Raw genomic sequence first — 25,245 nt, 5'->3', positions numbered from 1 at the left:
ACTGTTTATGGTGTTTACTTTAGGCCATCGCCTTGTCCAGCAGTTCTTCCATGCGATTGGAGTACATATGCTTTTGCATAGTCGTGTACAATGCGCGCCAGGCCATGCGTTCGCGTTCCCAGTCATGCTTGAGATAGTAGTCCAGCTTCACTTTCAGTTCCTCTGCTCCAGAGAAGGTTTCAATGTCATAGCCTGGTCGGTAATAACGGCTCAAATCCTTCCGAACATCCGTCATTTGAAGCGTGCCGCAAGCAGAAATTTCGTATGTCCGAGGATTGATGGACTCCGCTGAAAGCTGGTGTGTATTCCGATTATCCAGTCCGGGGTCTGTCGGGCGGTGCATATTGATGACAATTTTGGAGCCGTTATAATATCGAGCGGTCTCTTCCGGCTCCATAAAACCCGGACGGATAAAGCGTTCCAGCACATCCCGCCGGGTCAGCCGATCCCAGTGCCCACCTACGATCAGCACTCTTTTGTCCGCCAAGAAGGGAGCTAGGTGGTCGAACAGCTTCACACGGTTCCAGAAGGCATTTCCAATGAAGCAAATATCATGCTGATGCTCCCGCTCTACCCTACGGGGATAAAAGATACGAGCTGACGCAGCCAGCGGCAAATAGTGAACCCTCGTTACTCCCTGATCGCGATAAAACGGCAGGCAAGAAATTTCGTGCGTAAATACGACATCGTAGGATTGACAGATCAACGCCGTATCCTCCGTAAAGTAAGGATCATCTACAAACCATATGGCCGTCCGAATGCCTAGGGCTCGTATTTGCTGCACCTGCTCCAGATGATCCGCCGGAAAAACATGCAGCCCGTTCATGACCAGCACGAGGTCTGGACGTTGAGCCTCGGCGTCAGCTAGCATCGTAGCAGGCGTACCGATGACGCAAGAGCTGCATATTTGGCCTAATGCCTCTTGCACACCTGTGTCTATAGCTGCGAAACCTTGCGGAATATACAACACTTTCAAATGACGAACAGCAGGCTGTATTGCCACGACCTGTGACAGAGCAGCCGTGCAACCGCCCATTCTGCGTCCTTCCCGATAGCCGCATCGGTACGCTTCGCGTTCATGTCCGCTTTGTTGATCGTTCACATCCTTCACCCTGTCCTGTTGTAGGATAAACTTCTGTCACTCCTAAACTATATGCGGAGGGGTCAAACGCATCATGGACGACTGCCACTGCCCGGACAAAATTGGCGTTTGCCCGTCCAACTGCCGAACCGCAAATAACCCCAAAGCTGTTAGCTTCGGGGGTGAACAGTAATAGAATGATTTGCCCAGTTTACTGAGCTTTGTAAGCGAGCTGGTGTCCATCTTCATAACCTTTGGCAAAACCTGAATTGAAACCCTCGTTGTAAGCTGCATCATATCCCTGCTGAAATGCCTGCGGATCATGCTCCAATGCAACAGTCCCGGGCTGTGGATTCTCCGCAGAAGGGGCTGCCACCGGGTTAGCTTGAGGTTTTTTCCGTCGCCGCAAATGAGGATGTCTTCTACGTGCAGAATAAAGTCCCCTTTTACGGCGTCTTAGAGCAAGGAGACGTCTTCTTCTTCGTTTTAATCTGCGAATGCTGGAACGCCGGGCATCTTTACGTCTTTTGCGGGCTTTGTCCCGAGTGGTGCGTTCCCACCTTGTACTCATTTTCATTCCTCCTTTGCTTTCTCGTGGTGGTTTCATTTTTCTGAACAGGCACATGGAGCCACGGCTTAGTCGGTTTTCCATATACCTGCCGTCTTAATGGAATACCCGCCAACATTTGCGTGATTTCTCCCTGGTAGTTGCTGAGTATACGAATGGTTTCTTCCAGACGGGTAGCCGACATATCCGCATGGGGCGTCAAGTCCGCAAGACTGGTCAGCATCCGAGCAACGGCGTGCTGGCTGGCAGCAATAGACTCCATCATATCCAGCTTGATCTCACGTTCACGCCTCATGCTCATTAGTTCATATCCCCCGAGCCCATTCCTCCCATCATCCCTTCCATGCCGCCACCCTGCTGCTCATCCTGATCCAGCAATGCTTTGAGATTGCTGCAAAGTCCAGTCTGAAGCCGCGTTAATCCCTCCAGCATTTCCACCATCTGCTCGTGAATTTCCAAAGGCCGTCCCAACTGCTCTTCATCGGTGTCAAATGCGTGGGGGGCCAGATGGTTCAACGCCCAATTACGCACTTTTTCTGCTTCGACCGCCTTGGCCTCCAGGATCATAGACACATTCCGCTGCATTTTGGAGGCTGCGTCCAGCATGTGAATCATTGCTTGTTCCCTACTCATGTGTTCACTCCCTGCCCTCGGTTGGTACGTTACTCCTCTTCCGGGTATGCCGTCTCTTTCACGACACGAACGAGCATTTCAGCCATTGCTTCTTGAAGATCGGCAATACCGTTCAAGTAGGCAACAATGCTTTTGTTTACTTGTCCCGAGCTGTCGAGAATGCCCGGAATTCCATCAAAACGCGGCTCCTCATCTGGCAGTTCATGTATGATCTGCGCCATGCGCACAACCACCTGCCGTTCCGCATCCAACAACCTTGACATCTGCTGCTGCGAATGCGAAATGTGGATCAGCAAATCATCTAACTCGTTATGCATAAGCCCCTCCTTTATGTGCTCCGCCGTGCGGAACGCACGAATTACCTACGGGCTTTCCGCTACTACAGCGTATGCCGCAGCGAGTGGTCGGTTCCGCCTAAAAGCGCCTATTCAGATCATTACAGATGCCCGTGCAGCACCGGTGGAGCAATAATAGGCTGCTTTTCCACCAAAGCCGACAAATCTCCGGGAGACAAAAACTGAATTCGGTAGTCCTCTGCCCGCCAGCTCATCGCAGCGTACAGAGTAAGGAACGGCCTTTTCCAGCCGTTACCGATTTGATACAGTTGCCCGCCCTCAGCATACAATACCTCGATCCATCGCTTGCGTTGAGCCGGTATATTCAGTGTGGGCAGCATGGACATGTTCTCCAGATCGGGAGCCGCCAGTACAGGAATGGGTTCCTCTGGCAGCTCAGCTGTAGGTGCATCAATGTTGCCGGAAACTGTGGCCTCCGGCTTCCCTACCAAGGGAAGCACCAACAAATCCAGCTGAGACACTCTAACAGGGCACACATTTTCACCTCCCGCAGCACTGACTCCATGCAGATATCGCCTTCTTCCCGGCTCTAACCGAAATACTGCTCCGGACGGTCCCTGAACAACCGCTCCGATGGGATAAAAGCTTGTCGCTGATACGTGTGTTTCCTTACCTGTTGATATCTGGCCGTCCGTCTCCGCTGTACTGAATTCCAGATTGCGGAACAGCTTATCCGCGTCTCCCCACTTTTGTACAAAAAAGGATCGGTTCCGGCTGCTTTCCTCCATTGAACCGCTTTTTTCGGTCGTTTGAGGAAAACCATACACCGTATCCCGATCTCTTTCTTCATAATGGATAAAAGCATCTCCGGCAATTGCCATACGTATCCCCAACAAACGCACACGCAATAGCCAATCTGCATGGGCTTCCTCAGTACTGTGGCAGCCTTCGTCCCAATAGCCCGTTTTTTCCAATGTCTCTCTGCGCAGCAATAAACAAAATCCGGCTAAGCTTTCGGCCTCTCGCCATGCATCCGGATTGGGAATATTGAAGCTCATGGCAAATGGACGGGCTCCATTTTCGTTCATATAAGGAACCTCAATCTGCTGTTCTTTGAATGGACCATTCGTTACAGGCCCGACAACACCAATACGCGGATCGCTGTATAAACACCCTAATAACCGATCCAACCAGCCGGGGGTCACCATGCAGTTTTGATCCAATACCGCAATAGCTGTACCTTTTGCCATCATCAGCCCCTGATTCAGGCTACCTATCATTTGAACATCCTTTTTTAACAGCGCATAACGCACAGCGATGCTTTTACGGAGCAAATAGGTGGATGTCCCGTCCGTCGATCCGCAGTCCACCACAATAATTTCGTGAGGATGGCTCGTATTCTCCTCAATACGGTGAATGCATGCGCGGAGCTGCTGAAGCTGATTGTAGGACGGAATGATAATACTGACACCTTCAAAAACCTTGCCAAACGAAGCCTGGCCCAACCTGTTGCCCTGCTCCTGGCCCCTTTTATATCCTGACCAATAGCCTTTCTTTCCGAGCCGCTTGCTGTGTTTCCTTTGCATACTCAGGCGTTTCATGCCGTTCACTCCTCCGGGTGGCATTATGCCTATACTATATGCCTGGCCCGGCCGGATGGTGTTTCGTTGAGATCAGGGTAGAAGTCCTTTCATTTTCACTCCAGCTTCCTGAAGGGAATCGAAGGTTCCTGCGTCGCTCCAATAGCGCCGTAAAATATCATATTCCAGCTTGCCTTCAGCAGCATAACAGTTGTTAACATCCGTGATCTCAAGCTCACCGCGTGCCGAAGGTGTAATTTGCCGGATCTTATCGAACACGGCAGTATCGTACATATAGATACCCGTAACGCAATATTTGGATTGGGGGTGCTGCGGCTTTTCTTCAATCCGCGTAATGCTCTCCGGGCGCTCAGGATCAAATACGGGTACCCCGTAACGACGAGCATCTGCCACCTTTTTCAACAACACTCTGGCGCTCCCCGGGGGCTGTTGCTTGAACCGTTCGATCACAGGTCCCAAGTCTTCCTTGAACAAATTATCACCTAACAAAACAGTGAATTTCTCTTCTGACTGCATGTAGCTTCTTGCCAGTTCGAGTGCTTCCGCAATGCCGCCCGCCTTTTCTTGAATCCGGTATGTCAGTTGGACACCATAATCACTGCCACTGCCCAAAAAATCGGTATACAGCCCGGCCGATTGTTTACCAATAATAATAAGCATATCGGTGATTCCAGCCTGTCGTAGCCTCTCGATACCATATACGATCATGGGATACTTGCCGACCGGAAGCAGATGCTTGTTGAGTAATGTAGTCAACGGATGAAGGCGCGATCCGGTTCCTCCTGCGAGAATAACCCCTTTCATATCTTCCTTCCTCCTTCGACAGCATGTTCAGTGCATGCAACCCCAGTGTTTCCAGTTTCAATGAACATTCTGGGATCTATGCTCCATTTCTCTATAAACAAACGATAGTTCCGCTCGATCAGCTCTTCAATCCAGGAAGTTTCCGAGCGTGAGAAGCTCGCATTCCCCTCGTGATAGACAAAACAGTCGTTGCACATGAGCAGCTTGTAGCCATGCACGCGTGCGCGCAGACAATAATCGTCATCCTCATAATGTCCGGGGCTGAACCGTTCATCCAGCAATCCGATCCGTTCCATCAGATCGCGCCGGAACAGCAAACAAAACCCGACCAACCGCTTGACCTCCTGCCATCTGGAGGGATTACTTGCATTATTCTGCTCCGCATATCTCAGACAACTGGCCAAATCTCCTTCTAATCCGTGTATCTGCTGAATACCGCTGACGTAATTCGTCACCGGTCCCACCAAGCCCACTATGCTTTCGCTCTGCAATGCGGCCAGCATATTCGATAGCCATCCCCGCGTAACCCTCACATCATTGTTTAAAATAACGAACTGATCACCCGCAGCCAGCCGGAGCCCCATATTACATGCTGCTGGAAAGCCTCTGTTTTCAGGAAGACGTATGCTGATCAGCCGCTCGGATGCGCAAAAATCATCCGTTCCATCATTCGAAGCGTTGTCTACAACAATGATTTCATACGGTACATCTATCGTATGTGTCCGAATCGCCTCAATACACGGCTTTAACAGATGTAGGCCGTTATAAGTCGGAATAATGATGCTCGTCAGACTCATTGTGCATTCCTCCCTTTGGCAACGTCTACCCGTGTTGGAACAGGCCCGAGCGGGGAATACCCGGCTACCTGAAACACGGCCGTCAGTGCCTCTGCATGATCACCGACGATCAACTGTTCCATAGCGTTCCCTTTGCCAACATTGAAGGTCCGCTTACGGTTTGTTTTAATGACATCGACAGCATGTACTGCCGCCACGATCATGCCATGCAGAATTGCCATGGCGTGGGCTTTTGGCGGTACGGCAAGCACGGCTGAGCCAAGCTGATCCAGTAAACGCCGAGATAATGCATGCGGTACGGCGGTTAATGAGCTTGCTCCCAAATCCGGCCTGCGCAGTACGCGATTCAGGAATGCTTTGCACCGTGTCACGCTGTCCTGCTGGGCATAGGGCGGCAAATGTCTGCCCAGATCATTAAGCGCAACATCCGTTCCCTGATCCACCGCGTGGAGAAAAGGCAGCAAATCAGATGCTGGAATCGGCAAATCTCCGTCCACGAACAGCACAATATCAGCCTGCGTCATACGCGCGCCTACCGCCCGGCCAACATCATGCCCCAGTCGATCCGGCACGTTGACAAGAGTCACACTGGGATGATGTTTGGCTACGGTGGAGCGCGTGCCGTCCGTGCAGCCGTTCAATACGACAATGATATCCGTAAGCGGAAGTTTTTCCAGCTCGCCCAGTACCCGGTCAATCGTTGACTCTTCATTACAGGCGCTGACCACGGCCGCTGCCGTTCCCTGTAACACAATATCTCCCGGAACTTCGCGTTCCACAGGCGGAGTCACTTCGGTCATTCCTTTCGCCCGAGGTGTGGGCTTTCTCATCCTACGGCTATGCATTGAAGTCGTCGTTCCTCGTTTTCGCTGAACACGTCTCATGCCCCAACTCGGTTCTTCACGCTTCCCTCTGCGATACTGTCTATTCACAGTTTCACCTCGTCTCTGATCCGTTTGCGCTCCAAATCCGTATATCCCGCACGCGTTCCCAGACGCGATGTAAGCCAAGCAATGGCATCCAGATGATCCTGAACAATTACATCTGTCAGCGGGTCCTTGCCGTTCTGTTTTTTACGTGTCGCATTTATTTTTCCGACAGCTATTCCATATACAGTCACCACTCGTAACTCGGAGGCGATGGACATAGCTTGAAATAAAGGAGGCTTCTCCAAGGGCTTTAGACCTATTTTCTTTAGAGCCTTTTGACTTATGGCGTGTGGAATGCCAGTCATAGATGCTCCCCCTAAATCAGCACGATTCGACAAGATATTCAACACATGCTTTGCCTCCACTACAGGATGTACGGGCGTACGATTCACAGGTCCATGGTAATCATTCAGCACCACATCCGCCCCTGCACATATGGCGTGTATAAACGGCCGAAGTCTAACGCAGGGAATGACGATATCCCCATCCAGGAAAAGCAGGATCTGTCCGGATGCCGCCTCCGCTCCAATACGACGGCCAACATCATGTCCGAGCGGTTCCGGGAAGGAAAGTACACGAGCTCCCGCCGCTGCTGCCACCTTCGCCGTTCTATCGTGTGATCCGTTCTCAACGACGATAACCTCTGTATGTGGATGGACACGGCGCGCTTCGCGAATCACAGCCCCGATTGTTTTTTGCTCATTCATGGCCGGAATAATGACAGATACGAAAAACTTTCCCACTGATGACGGTTCAGATGGTCGCTCTTCGCCGATCTGTGCCCCTCCCTCCGTGTCGAGTACCTCCCTCATGGCAGGGGCTACCGGATTCTTATGCATGTTCGGCATTCGTAACGGCAGCCACATCTTAGAATGATAGTAAGCGCCGGAATGCCGCCTCCGTTTGATCTTGTATCCAGCTCTTCCCTGCTTCTTCATGCTCCCGTCTCACCTCCCTTCCTGCTGTATAGATGGACAGCATGATTAGGACAGTTCAACATAACCTATGCGGTCCAAAAGCCGTGTGTAACGGCAATCGTGGAGGTCTTTTCGACACAGCAATTTTCGACTTTTTTTTACATAACTTATTAATCCTATTAAATAAATGAGTTATTAGGGTCTAAAGAATCATTTTGGATAAATTTGTGACATAGATCTTCTCGTCCGTCATTCTCTGTGCTAATATCAGAGCCAGATGATGGGAGTTCAAAAAATCAACATTTGTTTTTTTTGCATAAGTCAATATTTTTCCATTATCCACCATTATTCTATTTTCTTTTTATACGACAGGAAAGGAGGAGTTTGTCACCTTTTTAAGCTACATGCTTGATACTGCAGTACCCTCTTTTCACGTACGCTTCATGAAAAACACTTCGGTATTTCTCTTCATGTTCCATTTTCTTCTATTCCAGACGACAACACGACCTACATAAATGGCGCAATGCCTTATTCAAGACAGGATGATTCATCCTGACAATAATCGAGGAGAGTGAATTTTTAATGAAAAAAGTATGGGTTTCGCTTCTTGGAGGAGCTATGTTATTAGGGTCTGTCGCGTCTGGTGCATCAGCGGAGAGTTCCGTTTCGGGGCCAACTCAGCTTACACCGACCTTTCACGCCGAGCAATGGAAAGCCCCTTCCTCGGTATCCGGGGACGACATTGTATGGAGCTATTTGAATCGGCAAAAGAAATCGTTACTGGGTGCGGACAACTCTAGTGTACGTGAACAATTCCGAATCGTTGATCGCACAAGCGACAAGTCCGGTGTGAGCCATTATCGGCTGAAACAGTATGTAAACGGGATTCCCGTATATGGAGCTGAACAGACTATTCATGTGGGCAAATCTGGTGAGGTCACCTCTTACTTAGGAGCGGTGGTTACTGAGGATCAGCAAGCTGAAGCTACGCAAGGTACAACTCCAAAAATCAGCGCTTCTGAAGCAGTCTACACTGCATATAAAGAAGCAGCTGCACGGATTGAAGCCCTCCCTACCTCCGACGATACGATTTCTAAAGATGTTGAGGAACAAAGCAGTGTAAGCAAAGACACTTACGCCGAAGCAGCTAACAACGGAAAAACGCTATCTACTGATAAGGAAGAGCTGAGTCTTGATAAAGCATCTGCCCTGAAAGACAGCAAAATTGAGGCGGTGGAGACAGAAAAAAGTTCCATTGCCAAAATCGCCAATCTGCAGCCAGAAGTAGATCCTAAAGCCGATCTGTACTTCTACCCTAAAGGGGATGACCTACAACTGGTTTATGTAACAGAAGTCAATGTTTTAGAACCTGCCCCACTGCGTACTCGCTACATTATTGATGCCAATGATGGCAGCATCGTATTCCAGTATGACATCATTAATGAAGCGACAGGCACAGGTAAAGGTGTGCTTGGTGATAGCAAATCATTCACCACGACGGCTTCCGGTAGTAGCTACCAGTTAAAAGATACAACACGTGGTAATGGTATTGTGACCTACACGGCCTCCAACCGTCAAAGCATCCCAGGTACCCTTCTGACCGATGCCGATAATGTATGGAATGATCCAGCCGGCGTGGATGCCCATGCGTATGCTGCCAAAACATATGATTACTATAAGTCCAAATTCGGACGCAACAGCATTGACGGACGCGGGCTGCAACTCCGTTCGACAGTCCATTACGGTAGCCGCTACAACAACGCCTTCTGGAATGGCTCCCAAATGACTTATGGAGATGGGGACGGTAGCACATTTATCGCATTTAGTGGGGACCCCGATGTGGTAGGTCATGAACTTACTCACGGTGTCACAGAGTATACTTCGAATTTGGAATATTACGGAGAGTCCGGTGCATTGAATGAAGCTTTCTCGGACGTCATCGGCAATGACATTCAGCGTAAAAACTGGCTTGTAGGCGATGATATTTATACGCCAAACATTGCAGGCGATGCCCTTCGCTCTATGTCCAATCCTACGCTGTATGATCAACCAGATCACTATTCCGACTTGTATACAGGCAGCTCCGATAACGGTGGCGTTCATACGAACAGCGGCATTATCAATAAAGCCTACTATCTGTTGGCACAAGGTGGTACTTTCCATGGTGTAGCTGTAAATGGAATTGGCCGCGATGCAGCGGTCCAAATTTACTATAGTGCCTTTACAAACTACCTGACTTCTTCTTCCGATTTCTCCAACGCACGCGCTGCTGTGATCCAAGCGGCAAAAGATCTGTACGGTGCGAGCTCGGCAGAAGCAACTGCAGCTGCCAAATCTTTTGACGCTGTAGGCGTAAACTAAATCATACGTTATCTTCCTCAAAATCCTCGTCCATAGACCGTTGCCGTTGTGCAACTGTCATGTGGCCCTGCTCATACAATGGACGAAAAAATAGGGGTGCAGTGTACAAGTCTGCGCCCCTTCCCCCCTTATTTATGGCGTCCCCTCAAAGGGGCGCCCTTTTCTTGTTCATTGAGTCCCTCTGATCATTTTCGACTAAATAAGACAAATAAACAGTAAATCAGGGACTAAAGATTCATTTTGGGGTATTTTGTAAAATTAATCTTCTCGTTCGACAACCTCTGTGCTAATATCAGAGCCGAGACGATGAAATTGCAAAAAAAATAAACCTTAATATTTTACATAAGATCATTTTTATCCAATCCTCTTCACGTTTCAAAGGAACAACAAGACTTACATATATGACGCAAGACTTCTTCAAACAGGGTGTTTTTTACCTCAACATTAACTAGGGAGAGTGAGTATGAATTGAAAAAAGTATGGGTTTCACTTCTAGGAGGAGCTATGTTATTAGGATCTATAGCGCCCGGGGCCTCTGCAGCTGAAAATTTGGTTCCCGATCCGACTCAGTTTACACCAACATTCCAAACGGTGAACTGGAAGTCTCCTTCAACGGTAACAGGTGACAATCTGGTCTGGAGCTTTTTAAATCGACAACAAAAAACATTATTGAGTCTGGACGATACCCACATCGGTTCCCATGTGCACGAGCAATTTCGTATCGTGGATCGCACCAGTGACAAATTTGGTACAAAGCATTATCGGTTAAAACAATATGTAGACGGAATTCCCGTATTTGGAGCCGAACAGACCATCCATGTGAACAAGTCTGGCCAAATCACTTCTTATTTGGGAGCGGTCATTTCGGAAGATCAACAAGCCAATGCTAAAGAAAATACAACTCCAAAAATCAGTGCTACTGAGGCTGTATATACCGCATATGAAGATGCAGCTATACGGGTTCAATCTCTCTCCTCCTCCGTCCAAATCGTTCCTGAACCTTACGAGGATACAAGTAGTGTAAGTAAAGACACTTACGAAAAAGCATCTAACAATGAATTATCAATTTCTACTGATAAGGACTCATTGGATTTGGATAAAGCAGTTGAACTGGAGAACAGTAAATTGGAAGCGGTAGAGCCTGCATCCTCTATCTCCAAGATTGCCAATCTGGAACCAAGTGTGGACCCTAAAGCAGAACTGTACATCTATCCCGATGGAGACTCAACACGTCTCGTCTATGTAACCGAAGTTAATACTTTACAGCCCGCTCTGCTGCGCACACGTTACTTTATTGACGCTAATGACGGAAAAATCGTATTCAAGTATGACATTCTTAACGAAGTGATCGGCACAGGGCGCGGTGTATTCGGTGATACCAAAACATTTGAAACAACAGCTTTGGGTAAGAAGTATCAACTAAAAGATACGACTCGTGGTAAAGGAATCCTAACTTATAACGTCCACAACACCGAGACGCTCCCCGGCACCCTGTATACAGATTCCGATAACGTATGGGAAGATCCGGCTGCGGTGGATGCCCACGCTTACGCTATCCGCACTTACGATTATTACAAGGATAGATTTGGACGCGACAGCATTGACGGGCATGGCATGGCCATCGCTTCGGCAGTCCATTACGGCGCAAAGAACTACAATAATGCCCACTGGGGCGGCACTCATATGCTTTATGGAGACGGAGACGGCACGTTATTTGCCCCTTTTAGCAGCGACCTTGAAATTGTTGCCCATGAGCTGACACACGGTGTAACCGAGCATTCATCAGGGCTCGTGTATTTCGCTGAATCCGGTGCATTAAGTGAAGCCATCTCAGATATTATAGGCAACGACATTGAGCGCACCAATTGGGATTTCGGCAAAGTCGCTTATACCCCTAATATTAAGGGCGACGCCATTCGCTCCCTTTCCGATCCTGTCAAATACGGTCAAGTCGATCACTACAGCAATCTCTATCCTGATCCTAACAACGAGGATTATGGTGGAGCCCACATTAATAGCGGTATTATTAATAAAGCCTACTATCTACTGGCACAAGGAGGCACTTTCCATGGTGTCAAGGTAGATGGAATTGGACGTGATGCAGCCGTATATATTTATTATAATGCCTTCACCAATTATCTGACTTCCACGTCTAACTTCTCCACCGCGCGTGCCGCTGTGATCCAAGCGGCCAAAGATAGTTATGGTGAAAATTCAATAGCCGTAACCTCTGCTATGAAGTCTTTTGACGCTGTAGGTGTGAGATAAGTGAAATAATATAAATTTCCCCGATATTACAAGTCTCCCCCCCTTCTCTCTTATGTATACGGCGTCCCACTATGGGACGCCTTTTTTCTAGTATAAAGTTGATTATTGGCAATTATATTTCCGGCTTCTTATTATTGCCCCATCGCAATCCAAAGGACCAACCCTTCACATAGCGGACCTGAGTGTATGCGTTCCACAGTAAGTACTGCTGAATACCTCTGACGTTGTGTGACGGATACCATCACTCCCGGTATACTCGCATTGGCAGTGATTACATACTGTGTATCTATAAAAGGCTTCTCAAATACAACGCTCACTTCACCCCTATCCGCTTGTGCGGGGAGGTGAAAAGAAATGCTCCCATGTTGAGGTGAAGCTATATGATCGTCAGAAGCCTCGTCACTGGTCGCTGATCCGTCGTGAATGGCATTCAAGTCTAATTCTTTCTCCGTATCGAAAGCTAGATCGATATCTTGCTCAGGCAAGACCACGCGTTGCTTTGGGCGGTGTCTTCCTTCCGCAATGTGAATACTGGTTATGGAACAATCCAGTAATGAATCTTGCTCTGCCTGATCTTCCGTCGTAATAGACGGTTTATCGTTATCCATCCTGTATTCCGTATCTGACTCAGGCACAGACAACAGCAGTACAGATGCTCGATTCATCTGCATCGCTTCCTCTAGCGTTTTGGGAAGCTTATGCTTCTTCCATGCCGCTTCCTCTACAGCTTGAACCGAGGTATCCTTCTCTACAGGGGCAGGGACCGTTGCAGTCCCGCGCTGGCTCGGTCTATGACTGCCGGAAGTCGAAGCCGCTTTCTCCTTGTTAACACGAGGGGAGGGAACCGCATGGGAAAGGTTACGCCGCGCTGTTCTTTTATCCTTAGGGCTATGGTTCGTACGATGGTTCATGGTGACCGCTCCTTTGGCACAGGAGTGAACCAGCGGTCGCTCCGCTTCATTCACCCGGCTGGGAATCATGGCTAATGCCTATAAGATAGCCTATGCGCGTAACAGCGCCTACGTCACTCCGCTACGCAGTCCGTTATGATTTGTGCCCAGCGTTGTGCTGAGTGTTGCCATAAAAATCGTCTCCGTACCTCGCCAAGCCCGGCTTCTCCCATCCGTCGTCGCAAGCTTGGTTGCTGGAGCAGCCTGATGATGGCATCGGCCATTTCCTGCTCACCGTGAGACGGATACACAAGCCAGCCTGTCTCGCCGTGTTGTACAACCTCTGGAATACCGCCGATTCGTGAAGCGACCACAGGCACTCCTGCCGCCATGGCTTCCAGATTGACCAGCCCGAAGGCCTCATCCTTGACTGAAGGAACAACGGTCACATCGGCTAGCTGATATAGCGAGGCCAATGCTGGATGCGGAACATAGTCCAGGAATTGCACATGCTTTCCCAACCTTAGTTTACGCATCTGCCGATGCAACGACGCCGTGTACGGCGTGAGGCGGTCATGCCCGTAATAGGCACTACCTGCAATGAGCAGCAGTACGTCCGGGCAGGCACGTACCACATGTCGCAGGGCCTTGAGCAGCCGGTGAACGCCCTTCCCTGGCATCAGTCTGCCCGCGAATAACATGATTTGGCGGCCTGACCAGCCGAAATCGTCCAATCGCGCCGATCTGGCTGCTTCTGCTGCTGGAGTCCACCGTGGCAGGAAATCGCCGGGATGGATACCCAGCTTGTTTATGACGATGCGCTCTCTGACGGCCTCGGGACAGTCAGAAGCTACGATTGCCCCCAAATATGCACTGTTCACGATAATGCGATCCATCGACAACAGCAGCCTGCCCATATCCTTCCGTTTGAGGTAAGGCTCCCGGATGAACGTGGTCGAATGCAAAGTCAGCACAACTCGGCTATCGGGCAAAGCCTCGCGAATTGCATACGCAACTGCCGGGCGGTTGTGTACATCTACTACCGCTGGTAACCATCTCTTTAAATCGGCAATCACCTCAGAAATATAACCTGTTCCCCGCGTATAACGCATGCAGGGAATTCCGTCGACATCGCCATGATCCGGTGCCTCTGCTCCCTTTATGCCATAGATCTGGGCTTGAAGCTCATGACTAGCCAGCGGTACCATGCGGGCAATTACCCGCTCCACAGAACTGCTGCGGGGCGAAGGTATAACAAAGGAGCCCGGTGTAACGACTGCTACCTTCGGCCTCTGCATTACCTCACCTACTTTCTGAGCTTATTCCAACACTCTTCAACACTCATTTTGTATCATATCGTCTGCCTCGCTGAAATGTGCCTCGCTTCTAACTTTGGGCTTACCGCAAGGCTAGCGTCCATGCCTGGCCGATCTTTGATACATATGATGGACTAGAATCACAGTATGATCAGTTGGAGTGACTACAAGGAGGGCGGACATACTCATGTTGCATGTCGGCGTCATGCTCAACCCGGCAACCTACCGGGGCATTCCCGCCATGAGGACGCGATATGAATCTATCGCCAATTACGAGGACGCCGGGTTAAGCTACGAGCTCATCCCCTGCTTTCTTCGTCTGGAGGATATTCATATAGCGACCGGAACATGCCGGGCTTATGTTAAACACGGCAACGAGTATCGGCAGATGATTCTTCCGTTGCCGCCGGTCATCCACAATCGGACTCTCTATCGGCAAAATGAAAATGCTAGAGATATCAGCAAGCTTGTACAAAAGGGATTCTATATTTTTAATGAACAAAACCGTTTCCACAAAGACCATATACATGCAATTCTGCAGGAAGACCCTTTGCTACGCATCCACCTCCCCAAAACATTGCAAGGCAGCCTGTCCTCCATCCATACCTTGATGGAGGAAACCGGAGATATTGTAATTAAACCCAGTAGCGGTAGCGTGGGTAGAGGAATTATGCGTCTGCGACATTCCCGCGGAGGCTGGACTTTGCAATGCGCTCATCCGGCTATACCTGAGCGTTGGTCCACCCTACGTTTGAATGTCGGAGAACTCCCATTATTTCTGCACAAGCGACTGCTGCATGTGCCTCATATCGTACAGGAAACCATACCGCTTGCTTTGTACAACAATCGTCCGTTTGATGTCCGTGTGTCGGTTCAGCGCGGATATGGCGGTATCTGGGGTGTGACAGGCATGTATGCTAAAATTGCTCCTTCCCACACCTTCGTCTCCAATGTGGCACAGGGCGGTACGGCCCGTTCCTTACTGGAAGTGTTATCACAAACAGAGACGGTTCAAACTTCGAACGCAGTCCGGCTGATGAATGAACTGGAGAGACTCTCGTTACAAATCGTGCACCGACTGGCACAAAACCTTCCCCGTCTCGCCGACGTCGGTCTGGATCTGGGAATTACCCATGAGGGCAAGATTGTTTTTATCGAATGCAACGGTCGTGACCAGCGCTATGGCTTCAGCCAGGCGGGCATGCACAATGTCTGGAAAGAAACATACACTCAGCCGATGGCTTACGCTCGTTGGCTTCTCGAACGGATGCCTTCGTCAGACACCGAACGTTCACCAGGCCGTCCACTGTATTGATTTACGTCACATTCTGTGTCAATATAGTTCAGAGCGGCCGGACAGGTTCCGGCCAAGACGGCTCGGAAATGAACAAGGGGGATCTGTAATGGCAAAACAGTGGCTGCGGCTAATGACGGAGCTATCATCGCGCAAGTGGGTGTGCCGGATTGTAGGCTCCTTCGCGCAAAGCGGTGCAAGCCGACTTTTTATCCCCACCTTTATACGTACGTACCAGATCCAGACGCATGAGGCGGAACAGGAATGGAAGGAATATCGTTCTCTAAACGCCTATTTTACACGCAAATTAAAAGCGGGCATGCGCCCGATTGATACGAACGCCGAGGTGATGACCAGTCCGGTGGATGCACGGATTACTTTCACTGGTCCAATTACGTCCGGCACTCTTTTGAATGTCAAAGGGCAGGATTATACGCTGGAAGAGCTTCTTAACCGCTCTCCGCGTCTTGAAAAATACACACATGGCTATGCTTTTGTGCTCTATCTCAGCCCGACGGATTATCATCGCATTCATGCACCAGTATCCGGTACGCTGGTAGAAAAAGAGCATCTGCGCGGCAAGGTATACCCAGTGAATGACTTCGGCTTGCAACATATGCGAGCAGTTCTTAGCCGCAATGAACGACAGATTACGTACATTGCCCACGAATATGGTGAGGTGGCGGTCGTCAAGGTTGGCGCAATGAATGTGAGTAGCATCAAATATACGGATGATAAGGCCGTCTCATGGACAAAAGGAGACGATCTCGCCTATTTCGAATTTGGATCAACTGTCGTTTTGCTAACTGAAAACGGCACGTTTGAGCCAGACCCCGCATTGAAGCCGGGGGATGCGGTGAAAATGGGACAACGTCTGGGTTGCTTTCGACATGATCCCAAAGCATAAGTGAATTTATCGTAACAGGATTATAGCTACACATATGAGCATTGGGATCGGATGATGTTAAATTACTCATATAAAAAAGGACCCGGCGTAACTGCCCGGGTCCTTTTTTCGGAATTTATCCTTTATATTCTTCATGCGTTAATCCCATTACGCCTAAATCCGAAACAGCTTGTCCACCGTCCGTATCATTACCGGATCTCAGACGGACTTTTCCCCGTGTACTGCTTGAATTGGCGGCTGAAAAAAAAGATGTCACGATACCCCAAAGCCTCTGCCACCTCGGTCACATTCATTCCGGCATGTAGTAATAGATGCTGTGCACGCTCAATCCGCATGCTGATAATATGAGATTGCGCGGAAACACCCAGCAGCTCCTTGAATTTAATCGAAAAATAACGCGGTGACAGCCCCGCCCGTGCAGCCAAATCCTCGACGCGATGAGGAAGTCCCGGATGTTGACGAACGTAGTTGGCCGTTTCCCGAATGACCTCGGTGAGCTGGTTACTGGCCTGTTGCTCCTGAGGCTCCTTGCGGTCCGCACGCAGCAGATGAATCATCAGTTGTTTCAGGATCAGCTTGCCTTCCTCGTCAGCTCCGTAAGCACGCTCCAGGCGCAGTCGAACGTATCTGGCAAGCATATGCTCTACCTCGAACGTTTCCTCCAGCATACGGTAGCTTGCAGGGATAAGCTTTGGTTGTTCGATAAGATCAAAATGAATATAGGTAAGTATGAGCGGCTTTTGCGGGTTATGTGTGGCACGGGTATCATCCCCCGGCTTGAACAGGAAGCAACTCCCCTTGCTCACCGGATACGACGTCCCGTTTAAGACCACTGTTCCTTCTCCGCTCCATACATAAAATAAATCATAGTTTGGCATCGGCTTCTCGCGTACCTGCCACTTCCAGCCCGGCTCGCACACAATTTTGGCGAAGGCCGACAACAGGATAAACGATGACGCAGATGTATCCAGCAAAATCTGCACCTCCTTTTGTTAATCTTTGGTTGTCCTCTATCCCGTTAATTTATAATATAAGCTCAGCGCCGTCATTAAGCAAAAAAATGCGCTTTTATGTTCCAGATGCTTTTGCGTGACGCTTACCGTGTGTAATGCTATAATATGTAATCAAAATGACTTGGAAGGATGAAACGGGAATGAATCCACTGGCAGCGCAGTTAAACCAAAACATTCAGACAGGCAACGAGCATGTATATCAAATGCTTTCTCTTTTAGGGAAAGAAATTTATTTCCCAAAAGAAGGGATTTTGAGTCAATCCGCAGAAGCAGGGAAGCTTGCTAAAAAGTACAACGCTACAATTGGCATTGCTACAGAAGGCAATGGTCCTATGCATTTGGAGGTCATTCAGGAAAAGCTGTCCGCTTACAATCCCAAGGATTTATACCCTTACGCTCCCCCTGCGGGCAAACCTGAACTACGTAGTGTATGGCGCGACAAAATGCTGAAGGAAAACCCTTCGTTGGCTGGAAAAAGTTACGGCCTTCCCGTAGTTACGAACGCGCTGACCCACGGTTTGAGCATCGTTGCCGACCTGTTCACGGATGAAGGGGATGCTGTCATTTACCCAGACAAAAACTGGGAAAACTATGAGCTGACTTTCGGTATTCGCCGTCATGGACGTTTGGTGAATTTCCCGTTGTTCACAGAGGATCAACGTTTTAATAGTGAAGGATTACGCGACGCGCTACTGGCACAGAAAGAATACGGCAAAGCGATCGTTGTGCTGAACTTCCCGAATAACCCGACGGGCTACACACCGGGAGTCGAAGAGGGTAAAGCGATTGTTGCTGCCATCCAGGAAGCCGCGGAAGCAGGCATCAATGTCGTAGTTGTGACGGATGACGCTTATTTTGGTCTGTTCTTCGAGGACTCCCTGCACGAATCACTATTCGGTCAGTTAGCTGGACTTCATCCGAGAATTCTACCCGTCAAAATTGACGGAGCTACCAAGGAAGAATTTGTTTGGGGCTTCCGTGTCGGATTTATTACCTTTGCTTCGGAACATCAGGATGTACTGAGCGCACTAGAACAAAAAACATTAGGGATTATTCGGGCAACGATTTCGAGCGGTCCTCACCCATCTCAAACCTTCGTCCTGGATGCCCTCAAGTCAACAGACTTTGAACAACAGAAGAAAGAAAAGTTCCAAATTATGAAGGGTCGGGCTAATAAAGTCAAAGCGTTACTCGATAGTGGAAAATACGGAGATGTATGGAGCTACTATCCTTTCAATTCGGGTTATTTTATGTGCCTCAAGCTGAACGGCTTGTCCGCTGAACGACTGCGCACACATTTACTGGAACAATATGGGGTAGGGACGATTGCGCTGGGTGAATATGATCTCCGAATCGCATTCTCATGTATCGAGGAAGAGTATCTGGAAGACCTGTATGACATTGTTTACCGTGGCGCACAAGATTTGTTGAACGCCTAATATGTAACAGATTAAATATAGCATCATTAGCGGTATGCCGGATGTTGCGGCATACCGCTTTTTAATGAGCTGAACCATTGTAAGTCACACTTTGCAACAAACTATCCTTCAGCAGCGAGCAAAGATTTCTGTGCGAGTGGCAGCAGGATGACTACCTCGGTTCCGACTCCCGGCTCACTCTCATAGTGTATACTTCCGTTCATAGCTTCAATGATTCGAAAGGAGACGACCGTTCCCAGTCCCGTTCCTACCTCTTTGGTTGAAAAAAACAAAGTACCCACTCGCTCCAGATGCTCCTGACTCATGCCTTTTCCCGTATCCCTAATATGCAGACATGCCTTCTCTTCCTGAATCGCCAGCTTTATGTATACCCTGCCCCCATCATCCGCAGCTTCGATCGCATTTTTCGTCACATGTATTAACGCCTGTAACAGCTGATTACGATCCATATGTACGTATATTTCATTCCTTAGCTCAGTATACAGTCTTACGCCTTGCTTGGTCGCCATCGGTTTCAAAAGCAAAACAATCTGTTGAACCATGCCAGACAAATCCATCAGCTCTGTGTTCCCAATCTGCGGTCTGGATAAGTTCAGATAGTCGCTAATAATTCTTTCAGCCCGATCGACCTCTGCTAGTGCCAAAGCAATATATCTGCGATTTTTCCCTTCTAGCCCTGACTGAACCATTTGCAGGAACCCTTTAACCACGGTCAACGGATTCCTTACTTCATGAGCCATAGAGGCAGCCAGTTCACCTAAGGTATTCAGATGCTCAGCATATTTAATCTTTCTTCTCATTTCTTCCCGTTCCAAACTAAACTCCATCCAGAAAGAGGAGGCTCCAATGCTTAGGAATTGAATCACACCGAACCAGAGTATTGCCCGGATCAGCTCGACCTCATCCTTATCCAGCCTGCCATTGGCCCAGGAATGTATTAACAAAAATATAAGCATGGCAATATTGGTCCATATACTCATTAGCATATTCATGCCCACCCGAAGCAACATACTATTGAGCTGCATAAACTTTCTTCTCACCAAGAGAGGCCCCAAATAACACAACATCATGCTGGGAAAGCTCACCACCATAGACTCTGGATCTATATACATACGAGCCATCACCATCAGCGTTATATTCAGAAGCCCTGCCTTTGGACCAAAATATAAAACAGAAAGGATCAGAGGAACATATCGAAGGTCCCAATATAATCCATACCAAATGTACGAAAACATAATGCAAAGCACAGAAGACACACCCAGCACCCCTCCCATAAGCAACGGGGTATGTTTCCTATGCCGATGATCTGACAAAGCGCTATATACCAATAACGGTACAAACACAAGAAATATGTTCACGAGCAGCTTATCTACCAGCATCTCGTCTTTCCCACTTTCCAAGTGATAATGACTACGTACTTCTTCTATTCTCGATAATACGTGTCTTTTCCTCTATCCCCCCCTACATCTGATGAAAAATATAAGGCGATTCAGCAACATACCTGAGCATTGGCCCACGCAATCTGAAAATCCAATTCATAAGATACGATGTATCCTTTATCACAATGACCGAGAGGAGAATGAGCATGGGAGCAGAAGAAACAAGAGGCGGTTACGGTGGTTACGGCGCATTCACAAGCACAGGAACAATTCTGGTACTGTTCATTTTATTAGTTATCATCAGCAAAACGCTCTTTATATAAGCAGGCGGAAATCTGCACCCACGGCTACGATAACAGCGAGCGTACAAAAAAGGCTAATTCGCAGACAGCTCTTGCTGCTTGCGAATTAGCCTTTACTTTATTCACATAGATACAAATTACACTTCTTCCTCATCCTGACCGTCCAAACGCCATTTTTTGGCTTGAGCGCCTCGTAACAAGAACACTACTGCAACTCCCCCAAGCAGCGTGAGCAGTGTAGACAGTAGATCTTCCGTTCCTTTTGCCAGAAAAGGAAGCCACAGAACCACAGCAGCCGGCAACGTCAACCGAACAACAAAGTCGAGAAAAGACGCACGACGACTATGCGCAGGAATCGGATATAACTGAAGCCACAACGAATCCTTGTGATACTGCTTTAGTGAAGTAACCTGTACACCAATGAGGAATATGAAAAATAAATATACTGCAATCCCAATCCAGCTAGCATGGGTGATATATATAATTAACAACCCCAGAATTCCAAGCCGAATGACAATACCTGCTGGCTCTGTACGCAGGAATGTCTTAAACAGCAGGTAACGATACGCTCCCCTTCTGTTCCAAGGTATGTTACCTCCCAACCAGGACAGCCAACGACGTGGCGTCACTCTCTGCGTAAGGGCGGGCACATCGACAAACCAGCCCAAAGTGCGCATCACCCGAGCAGCCTGCATACCCTCTGTACGAATCAGCTTTTCCCAAGCCACTAGCAGCTTGACCGGAAAACGCAGAACAAGCACGTACACCACACCGACCAATATGATAAATGGCACGCTGTGTAGTGGAGGCTGCCATAGCCATGCGGCTACCATGAGCACAGCCAACACCCACCGAAGCAGACGATAGCCTACACTCCCACCAATCGATACCATGCGAAGCTCTTGCCAGCCGCCGTAGCTAAATAGCAGCTTTAACAGCACAAACAGTAGCAGGGTCAGTAGCAACGGCTTAGGCGCGGCATCACTGCGAATATACAGCGGCCACATGATAATAGACAGCAATAGCAAACCGAATATTTTATACACCACACCCCGAATCCGGCTGGACTTAAAATAATGGTGCATCGCATGCTCCTGTGGACGGAGGAAAACAATATCCGCTGCGTTTAAATACGTACGAAAGCTCGCATGAGCAATCGGAATAGCCACAATAAGCATGATCCAGCGGATGGGCAAATCCGGTGGAGTATGCATTAGTAGCGACGTGTACCATGCGGCAAAGGCAATCAGCGCAAAGCCGAACACCACCGCCAGACCGCTTTGAATGACATAGCCCAGATAGGGCAGCACCTGTCCCCAGAACGCTACACGTCTTTCTTTATGCAAACGTTGCAAATCCATGCTCATTCCCTGCCCTGTACCAGCTCATAAAATGCATCTTCCAGCGGCATGCCCGGCTTACCCGCCTGTGCTGTCACTTCGTCCAGCGTACCCTGTGCAATGATGGCACCCTGATGAAGTACAATGAAACGATCACAATAATTTTCAATCGTGGACAAAATATGAGAACTGAGCAGAATGGACGAACCCGAACGCTTCATCTCTAACATAAAGTCTAGCAGGGAACGAATACCCAGCGGGTCCAAACCCAAAAAAGGCTCATCTATGACATACAACGGCGGTCCCGCTAAAAATGCGCACATAATCATTACTTTCTGGCGCATCCCTTTAGACAGGTGCATCGACATACTTCCACTTTTATCCCGCATCCGGAACAAGTCCAGCATTTGATCACTGCGCGTGCGGAAATCTGCTTCGCTAACTCCGTACGCTCTGGCCGTGAATTCCATATGCTCCATCACCGTCATTTCAGGATACAGCTCTGGAGATTCAGGTACAAAAGCAATGGCTCCCTGATACTCCTCGGGATTCTCATCCTGCTTATGACCCTGCACACGAATTTCTCCGGCCTGCGGTGTCATCAGACCCAAAATATGCTTCATGGTCGTACTTTTTCCGGCCCCGTTCAGACCGATCAGTCCTACCATTTCGCCCGGTTTCACATCCAGCGAAATCTGATGCAGCACCGGGCGCTTGGCGCTATATCCGCCAGTCAGTCCGTTAATTTGCAACACAGGCTGTTGTACCATGGCTCCCCCTCTTCTCCCTTACTCGTTCGGTTTTGATCCTTTTTCCTTCAGCCATCTTGGCGCACCCTTGTTTTTGCGATCACGCTCGCGCTGTGCTTTTCCTGCTTTGGACAAGGCTGCTCCTTTACTCTTGCCTGTAGCTGAACCGTTCGCGGAATTCCTGCCAGGACGTCCGTTTTCGGTACGAACAGGTGCCTTACGGTTTTCCGTCTGTGCTCCGTCAGATGTGGATCTGGACTCGGATGGTCTTACAGGTGCACGCTTGGCATCCGCCGGACGCGGCACGACTACTCGACCTCCGTGCAACGCACGCTCTGCGATGTCAATGCCCAGTTCACGGGAGAACTTACGCATGATGAACGTTTCACGGTCGGTGACAACCGATGCCACCAATCCTTTGCGTCCCATCCGTCCTGTCCGTCCTGCACGGTGAACATAAGCTTGACTATCCGTAGCCGGGTCAAAATGAATGACCATTTCAAGTCCCTCAATATCCAGACCACGAGCTGCCACATCCGAAGCGACCAGTACTTTGAGCTTGTCCTCGCGGAATTTGGCCAACACGTTGCTACGCGTGACTTTATCCGCATCTCCATACAAGGACGCCGTAGTCAACCCCATATGCTTGAGCTTGGCTTCAATCTCCCCGATGGCATTGGTCGTATTCACGAACACCAGCGCCTTTCTCGGATTAAAATGACGCACCAGACGGCGCAGCATATCCACCTTATCCCGTTCTTCAGATACAAAATAATAGTGTTCCAGTCCACTGGCCGTCTTCTGGTCGGGATCAATCCCAATTTCTACGTATTCACGCATCTCCCGTTTCGCCAGCGACTGGATCTCATCGTTCAGCGTTGCGGACAGGAATACCAATTGACGATCACGTTGGGCGGTGCCCAATATGTTGGTTACATCGCCTGCTCCGCCAAGCTGGAACATCTGATCCACCTCATCGATGACGATGGCTGTAATATTGTGCATTTTCAGCTTTTTCGAAGCGATGAGTTCCCGTACACGTCCTGGTGTACCCACGACAAGCTGTGGATGATCCTTGAGCTTTTCGATTTGACGTTTGATAGCCGCCCCACCAATCAGACCGAGTACACGGATTCCGCGATGCTCTCCGTAGCGCTGACCCTCACGTACAATTTGCATAGCGAGCTCCTGGCTTGGAGCTAGTATCAGCTTTTGCGTAGCCTTTTTCTGTGGATCAATCGCTTGCAACAGCGGCAGCAAATAAGCCAGTGTCTTGCCTGTGCCAGTTTGTGAGCGCGCCAATACATGCTTTCCCTTCATTATTTCCGGTATAGCCTCTGCCTGAACTGGCGAAGGCTGTGTAATTTCATGCTCAGTCAGTTTGTCCAACAGATCTTGTTCAACGCCGAGCGATTCAAAATTCAATGTCATGAAAAGGTCCAACCCCTATACGTAAATTCGTTACTCTCCATTATATGCGAAAATAGCCCTGTTACCAAATCACAAAAATAAAAGATGTCCCTCACCATAGCTAATGGCTTACGGGACATCTTTTATTTCTTATTCATCACACCATGACCCAGCCTATCGGTCAGTCTGGGAGCTAACTGATACAGCTTGAGAAAAGGAGATACCCACCGTGGCAGATTAACCTCCTCCTTGCGAAGCTCCATCGCTCTTACGATATGCCGTGCTACCTTATCTGGTTGTAGCATAAACCAGCTTACATTTCGAACATATCCTCCTGAAGGATCTGCCAGCTCAAAAAAGGGGGTGTCAATCGGCCCCGGATTAATCGTCGTTACAGTCACTCCACTCCCGCGCAGCTCTTGCCGGAGCGCATTGCTGAAACCGAGCAACGCATGCTTCGTCGCCGTGTAAGAAGACGATTTGGCTGTCCCGATTTTCCCGGCCATTGATGCTACATTGACAATCTGTCCATGGCCCCGCTCTGTCATTTGCGGCAGAAACGCCTTGATGCAGCGAACAACACCCATGTAGTTCACGTCCATCATTTGTTCAAACTCCGTCAGATCGGTTTCATTAAAATACTCGAACTTTCCGTAGCCCGCATTGTTAAGCAATATATCGACCCGTCCGTACTGTTCCAATACTCGTGCAGCAACAGCCTCTACCTGCTCCTGGTGGGTGACGTCCAGTTGGATAAGCTCATGTCTGCCGCTGATTCCCGCAGATACTTGCTTCAGTCGCTCCTGCGAGCGTGCTGTTAAAATAGGAATCGCGCCCTTTTCGCTTAACAACTGAGCGCAAAGGGCGCCAATCCCACTAGATGCACCTGTAATCACAACTATCTTGTCCTGTAGTATACTCACGGTCATCCCTCCGCATTAAAGAAACTTG

At 49.1% G+C, this 25,245-nt stretch carries 24 protein-coding genes; 6 read left to right on the top strand and 18 right to left on the bottom strand.

Translation table 11 applies throughout. From position 1 onward, the window contains the following. Positions 1-19: 19 nt before the first annotated feature. From G9G54_RS18320 to G9G54_RS18275, 10 genes are all read right to left on the bottom strand, one after another. Positions 20-1,111, bottom strand: a complete 1,092-nt coding sequence (locus G9G54_RS18320) for a CgeB family protein (RefSeq protein WP_165179116.1) — start codon at positions 1,109-1,111, stop codon at positions 20-22. Positions 1,112-1,292: 181 nt separating this feature from the next. Then, positions 1,293-1,652 carry a hypothetical protein gene (locus G9G54_RS18315; RefSeq protein ID WP_165179115.1) on the bottom strand — a complete coding sequence of 120 codons (360 nt, stop codon included), beginning with the start codon at positions 1,650-1,652 and terminating at the stop codon, positions 1,293-1,295. Then, positions 1,600-1,950, bottom strand: coding sequence for a hypothetical protein (locus G9G54_RS18310; protein WP_165179114.1), 351 nt, complete (start codon positions 1,948-1,950; stop codon positions 1,600-1,602). Before G9G54_RS18310 ends, G9G54_RS18315 begins: the two co-directional genes overlap by 53 nt. Beyond that, positions 1,950-2,282: a hypothetical protein gene (locus G9G54_RS18305; RefSeq protein ID WP_029518277.1), complete on the bottom strand. Its 333-nt coding sequence runs from the start codon at positions 2,280-2,282 to the stop codon at positions 1,950-1,952. The genes G9G54_RS18310 and G9G54_RS18305 overlap by 1 nt, the downstream gene beginning before the upstream one ends. A gap of 29 nt (positions 2,283-2,311) precedes the next feature. Next, a complete protein-coding gene (locus G9G54_RS18300; protein WP_013311765.1) occupies positions 2,312-2,599 on the bottom strand; it encodes a hypothetical protein in 288 nt (95 codons plus the stop codon). A gap of 119 nt (positions 2,600-2,718) precedes the next feature. Beyond that, a complete protein-coding gene (locus tag G9G54_RS18295) occupies positions 2,719-4,179 on the bottom strand; it encodes a glycosyltransferase family 2 protein (protein WP_165179113.1) in 1,461 nt (486 codons plus the stop codon). A gap of 72 nt (positions 4,180-4,251) precedes the next feature. Beyond that, positions 4,252-4,983 carry a sugar phosphate nucleotidyltransferase gene (locus G9G54_RS18290; protein ID WP_165179112.1) on the bottom strand — a complete coding sequence of 244 codons (732 nt, stop codon included), beginning with the start codon at positions 4,981-4,983 and terminating at the stop codon, positions 4,252-4,254. Next, entirely contained in the window at positions 4,980-5,780 is an 801-nt protein-coding gene (locus G9G54_RS18285; protein ID WP_165179111.1) for a glycosyltransferase family 2 protein, read from the bottom strand. Before G9G54_RS18285 ends, G9G54_RS18290 begins: the two co-directional genes overlap by 4 nt. Continuing rightward, positions 5,777-6,712 carry a glycosyltransferase family 2 protein gene (locus tag G9G54_RS18280; protein ID WP_165179110.1) on the bottom strand — a complete coding sequence of 312 codons (936 nt, stop codon included), beginning with the start codon at positions 6,710-6,712 and terminating at the stop codon, positions 5,777-5,779. The genes G9G54_RS18285 and G9G54_RS18280 overlap by 4 nt, the downstream gene beginning before the upstream one ends. After that, positions 6,709-7,647: a glycosyltransferase family 2 protein gene (locus G9G54_RS18275; RefSeq protein WP_165179109.1), complete on the bottom strand. Its 939-nt coding sequence runs from the start codon at positions 7,645-7,647 to the stop codon at positions 6,709-6,711. The genes G9G54_RS18280 and G9G54_RS18275 overlap by 4 nt, the downstream gene beginning before the upstream one ends. A gap of 561 nt (positions 7,648-8,208) precedes the next feature. On the opposite strand from G9G54_RS18275, the gene G9G54_RS18270 reads away from it, so the two are divergent. Both G9G54_RS18270 and G9G54_RS18265 read left to right on the top strand, forming a co-directional pair. After that, complete coding sequence (locus G9G54_RS18270; protein ID WP_165179108.1) at positions 8,209-9,987, top strand: M4 family metallopeptidase; 1,779 nt, start codon at positions 8,209-8,211, stop codon at positions 9,985-9,987. A 468-nt stretch (positions 9,988-10,455) separates the two neighbouring features. Further along, positions 10,456-12,255 carry a M4 family metallopeptidase gene (locus G9G54_RS18265; protein ID WP_165179107.1) on the top strand — a complete coding sequence of 600 codons (1,800 nt, stop codon included), beginning with the start codon at positions 10,456-10,458 and terminating at the stop codon, positions 12,253-12,255. Between the two features lie 131 nt (positions 12,256-12,386). On the opposite strand, the gene G9G54_RS18260 is transcribed toward G9G54_RS18265, so the two are convergent. Then, positions 12,387-13,166: a WIAG-tail domain gene (locus G9G54_RS18260; protein ID WP_165179106.1), complete on the bottom strand. Its 780-nt coding sequence runs from the start codon at positions 13,164-13,166 to the stop codon at positions 12,387-12,389. Between the two features lie 113 nt (positions 13,167-13,279). Continuing rightward, positions 13,280-14,443, bottom strand: coding sequence for a glycosyltransferase family 4 protein (locus G9G54_RS18255; protein WP_165179105.1), 1,164 nt, complete (start codon positions 14,441-14,443; stop codon positions 13,280-13,282). 205 nt (positions 14,444-14,648) lie between these two features. On the opposite strand from G9G54_RS18255, the gene G9G54_RS18250 reads away from it, so the two are divergent. Continuing rightward, entirely contained in the window at positions 14,649-15,776 is a 1,128-nt protein-coding gene (locus tag G9G54_RS18250) for a YheC/YheD family endospore coat-associated protein (RefSeq protein WP_165179104.1), read from the top strand. Positions 15,777-15,864: 88 nt separating this feature from the next. Further along, positions 15,865-16,662, top strand: coding sequence for an archaetidylserine decarboxylase (asd, locus tag G9G54_RS18245; protein WP_165179103.1), 798 nt, complete (start codon positions 15,865-15,867; stop codon positions 16,660-16,662). A gap of 188 nt (positions 16,663-16,850) precedes the next feature. Here asd and G9G54_RS18240 read toward each other — a convergent pair whose 3' ends face one another. Continuing rightward, the gene (locus tag G9G54_RS18240) at positions 16,851-17,636 is read right to left on the bottom strand and encodes a helix-turn-helix domain-containing protein (RefSeq protein WP_061830088.1); all 786 of its coding nucleotides are present in this window, start codon (positions 17,634-17,636) and stop codon (positions 16,851-16,853) included. Positions 17,637-17,815: 179 nt separating this feature from the next. On the opposite strand from G9G54_RS18240, the gene G9G54_RS18235 reads away from it, so the two are divergent. After that, entirely contained in the window at positions 17,816-19,114 is a 1,299-nt protein-coding gene (locus G9G54_RS18235) for an aminotransferase class I/II-fold pyridoxal phosphate-dependent enzyme (protein ID WP_061830089.1), read from the top strand. 101 nt (positions 19,115-19,215) lie between these two features. Here G9G54_RS18235 and G9G54_RS18230 read toward each other — a convergent pair whose 3' ends face one another. Further along, complete coding sequence (locus G9G54_RS18230; protein ID WP_061830091.1) at positions 19,216-20,493, bottom strand: sensor histidine kinase; 1,278 nt, start codon at positions 20,491-20,493, stop codon at positions 19,216-19,218. 206 nt (positions 20,494-20,699) lie between these two features. Between G9G54_RS18230 and G9G54_RS25795 the strand changes: the two genes are divergently transcribed. Beyond that, entirely contained in the window at positions 20,700-20,816 is a 117-nt protein-coding gene (locus G9G54_RS25795) for a YjcZ family sporulation protein (protein WP_216637468.1), read from the top strand. A 116-nt stretch (positions 20,817-20,932) separates the two neighbouring features. Here the strand turns inward: G9G54_RS25795 and G9G54_RS18225 are convergent, their stop codons facing one another. The 4 genes from G9G54_RS18225 to G9G54_RS18210 form a co-directional block, all read right to left on the bottom strand. Continuing rightward, entirely contained in the window at positions 20,933-22,156 is a 1,224-nt protein-coding gene (locus tag G9G54_RS18225; protein ID WP_165179102.1) for an ABC transporter permease, read from the bottom strand. Positions 22,157-22,158: 2 nt separating this feature from the next. Then, a complete protein-coding gene (locus tag G9G54_RS18220) occupies positions 22,159-22,905 on the bottom strand; it encodes an ABC transporter ATP-binding protein (RefSeq protein WP_165179101.1) in 747 nt (248 codons plus the stop codon). A gap of 18 nt (positions 22,906-22,923) precedes the next feature. Then, the gene (locus G9G54_RS18215; RefSeq protein WP_165179100.1) at positions 22,924-24,315 is read right to left on the bottom strand and encodes a DEAD/DEAH box helicase; all 1,392 of its coding nucleotides are present in this window, start codon (positions 24,313-24,315) and stop codon (positions 22,924-22,926) included. Positions 24,316-24,437: 122 nt separating this feature from the next. Next, the gene (locus G9G54_RS18210) at positions 24,438-25,217 is read right to left on the bottom strand and encodes an SDR family NAD(P)-dependent oxidoreductase (RefSeq protein WP_061830096.1); all 780 of its coding nucleotides are present in this window, start codon (positions 25,215-25,217) and stop codon (positions 24,438-24,440) included. Between the last annotated feature and the right edge of the window lie 28 nt (positions 25,218-25,245).

This window comes from Paenibacillus sp. EKM212P, from assembly GCF_011066115.1.
GTDB lineage: Bacteria > Bacillota > Bacilli > Paenibacillales > Paenibacillaceae > Paenibacillus > Paenibacillus polymyxa_B.
The sequence above is the reverse complement of the archived record's forward strand: the minus strand, read 5'-3'. Positions and strand labels throughout refer to the sequence as shown.

Bases quoted from the DNA above. Each gene is read 5' to 3' on its own strand.
- G9G54_RS18315 (WP_165179115.1), bottom strand. From the start codon at position 1,652: ATGAGTACAAGGTGGGAACGCACCACTCGGGACAAAGCCCGCAAAAGA.
- G9G54_RS18310 (WP_165179114.1), bottom strand. From the start codon at position 1,950: ATGAGCATGAGGCGTGAACGTGAGATCAAGCTGGATATGATGGAGTCT.
- G9G54_RS18305 (WP_029518277.1), bottom strand. From the start codon at position 2,282: ATGAGTAGGGAACAAGCAATGATTCACATGCTGGACGCAGCCTCCAAA.
- G9G54_RS18300 (WP_013311765.1), bottom strand. From the start codon at position 2,599: ATGCATAACGAGTTAGATGATTTGCTGATCCACATTTCGCATTCGCAG.
- G9G54_RS18295 (WP_165179113.1), bottom strand. From the start codon at position 4,179: ATGAAACGCCTGAGTATGCAAAGGAAACACAGCAAGCGGCTCGGAAAG.
- G9G54_RS18290 (WP_165179112.1), bottom strand. From the start codon at position 4,983: ATGAAAGGGGTTATTCTCGCAGGAGGAACCGGATCGCGCCTTCATCCG.
- G9G54_RS18285 (WP_165179111.1), bottom strand. From the start codon at position 5,780: ATGAGTCTGACGAGCATCATTATTCCGACTTATAACGGCCTACATCTG.
- G9G54_RS18275 (WP_165179109.1), bottom strand. From the start codon at position 7,647: ATGAAGAAGCAGGGAAGAGCTGGATACAAGATCAAACGGAGGCGGCAT.
- G9G54_RS18270 (WP_165179108.1), top strand. From the start codon at position 8,209: ATGAAAAAAGTATGGGTTTCGCTTCTTGGAGGAGCTATGTTATTAGGG.
- G9G54_RS18260 (WP_165179106.1), bottom strand. From the start codon at position 13,166: ATGAACCATCGTACGAACCATAGCCCTAAGGATAAAAGAACAGCGCGG.
- G9G54_RS18255 (WP_165179105.1), bottom strand. From the start codon at position 14,443: ATGCAGAGGCCGAAGGTAGCAGTCGTTACACCGGGCTCCTTTGTTATA.
- G9G54_RS18250 (WP_165179104.1), top strand. From the start codon at position 14,649: ATGTTGCATGTCGGCGTCATGCTCAACCCGGCAACCTACCGGGGCATT.
- asd (WP_165179103.1), top strand. From the start codon at position 15,865: ATGGCAAAACAGTGGCTGCGGCTAATGACGGAGCTATCATCGCGCAAG.
- G9G54_RS18235 (WP_061830089.1), top strand. From the start codon at position 17,816: ATGAATCCACTGGCAGCGCAGTTAAACCAAAACATTCAGACAGGCAAC.
- G9G54_RS18230 (WP_061830091.1), bottom strand. From the start codon at position 20,493: ATGCTGGTAGATAAGCTGCTCGTGAACATATTTCTTGTGTTTGTACCG.
- G9G54_RS25795 (WP_216637468.1), top strand. From the start codon at position 20,700: ATGGGAGCAGAAGAAACAAGAGGCGGTTACGGTGGTTACGGCGCATTC.
- G9G54_RS18225 (WP_165179102.1), bottom strand. From the start codon at position 22,156: ATGGATTTGCAACGTTTGCATAAAGAAAGACGTGTAGCGTTCTGGGGA.
- G9G54_RS18220 (WP_165179101.1), bottom strand. From the start codon at position 22,905: ATGGTACAACAGCCTGTGTTGCAAATTAACGGACTGACTGGCGGATAT.
- G9G54_RS18215 (WP_165179100.1), bottom strand. From the start codon at position 24,315: ATGACATTGAATTTTGAATCGCTCGGCGTTGAACAAGATCTGTTGGAC.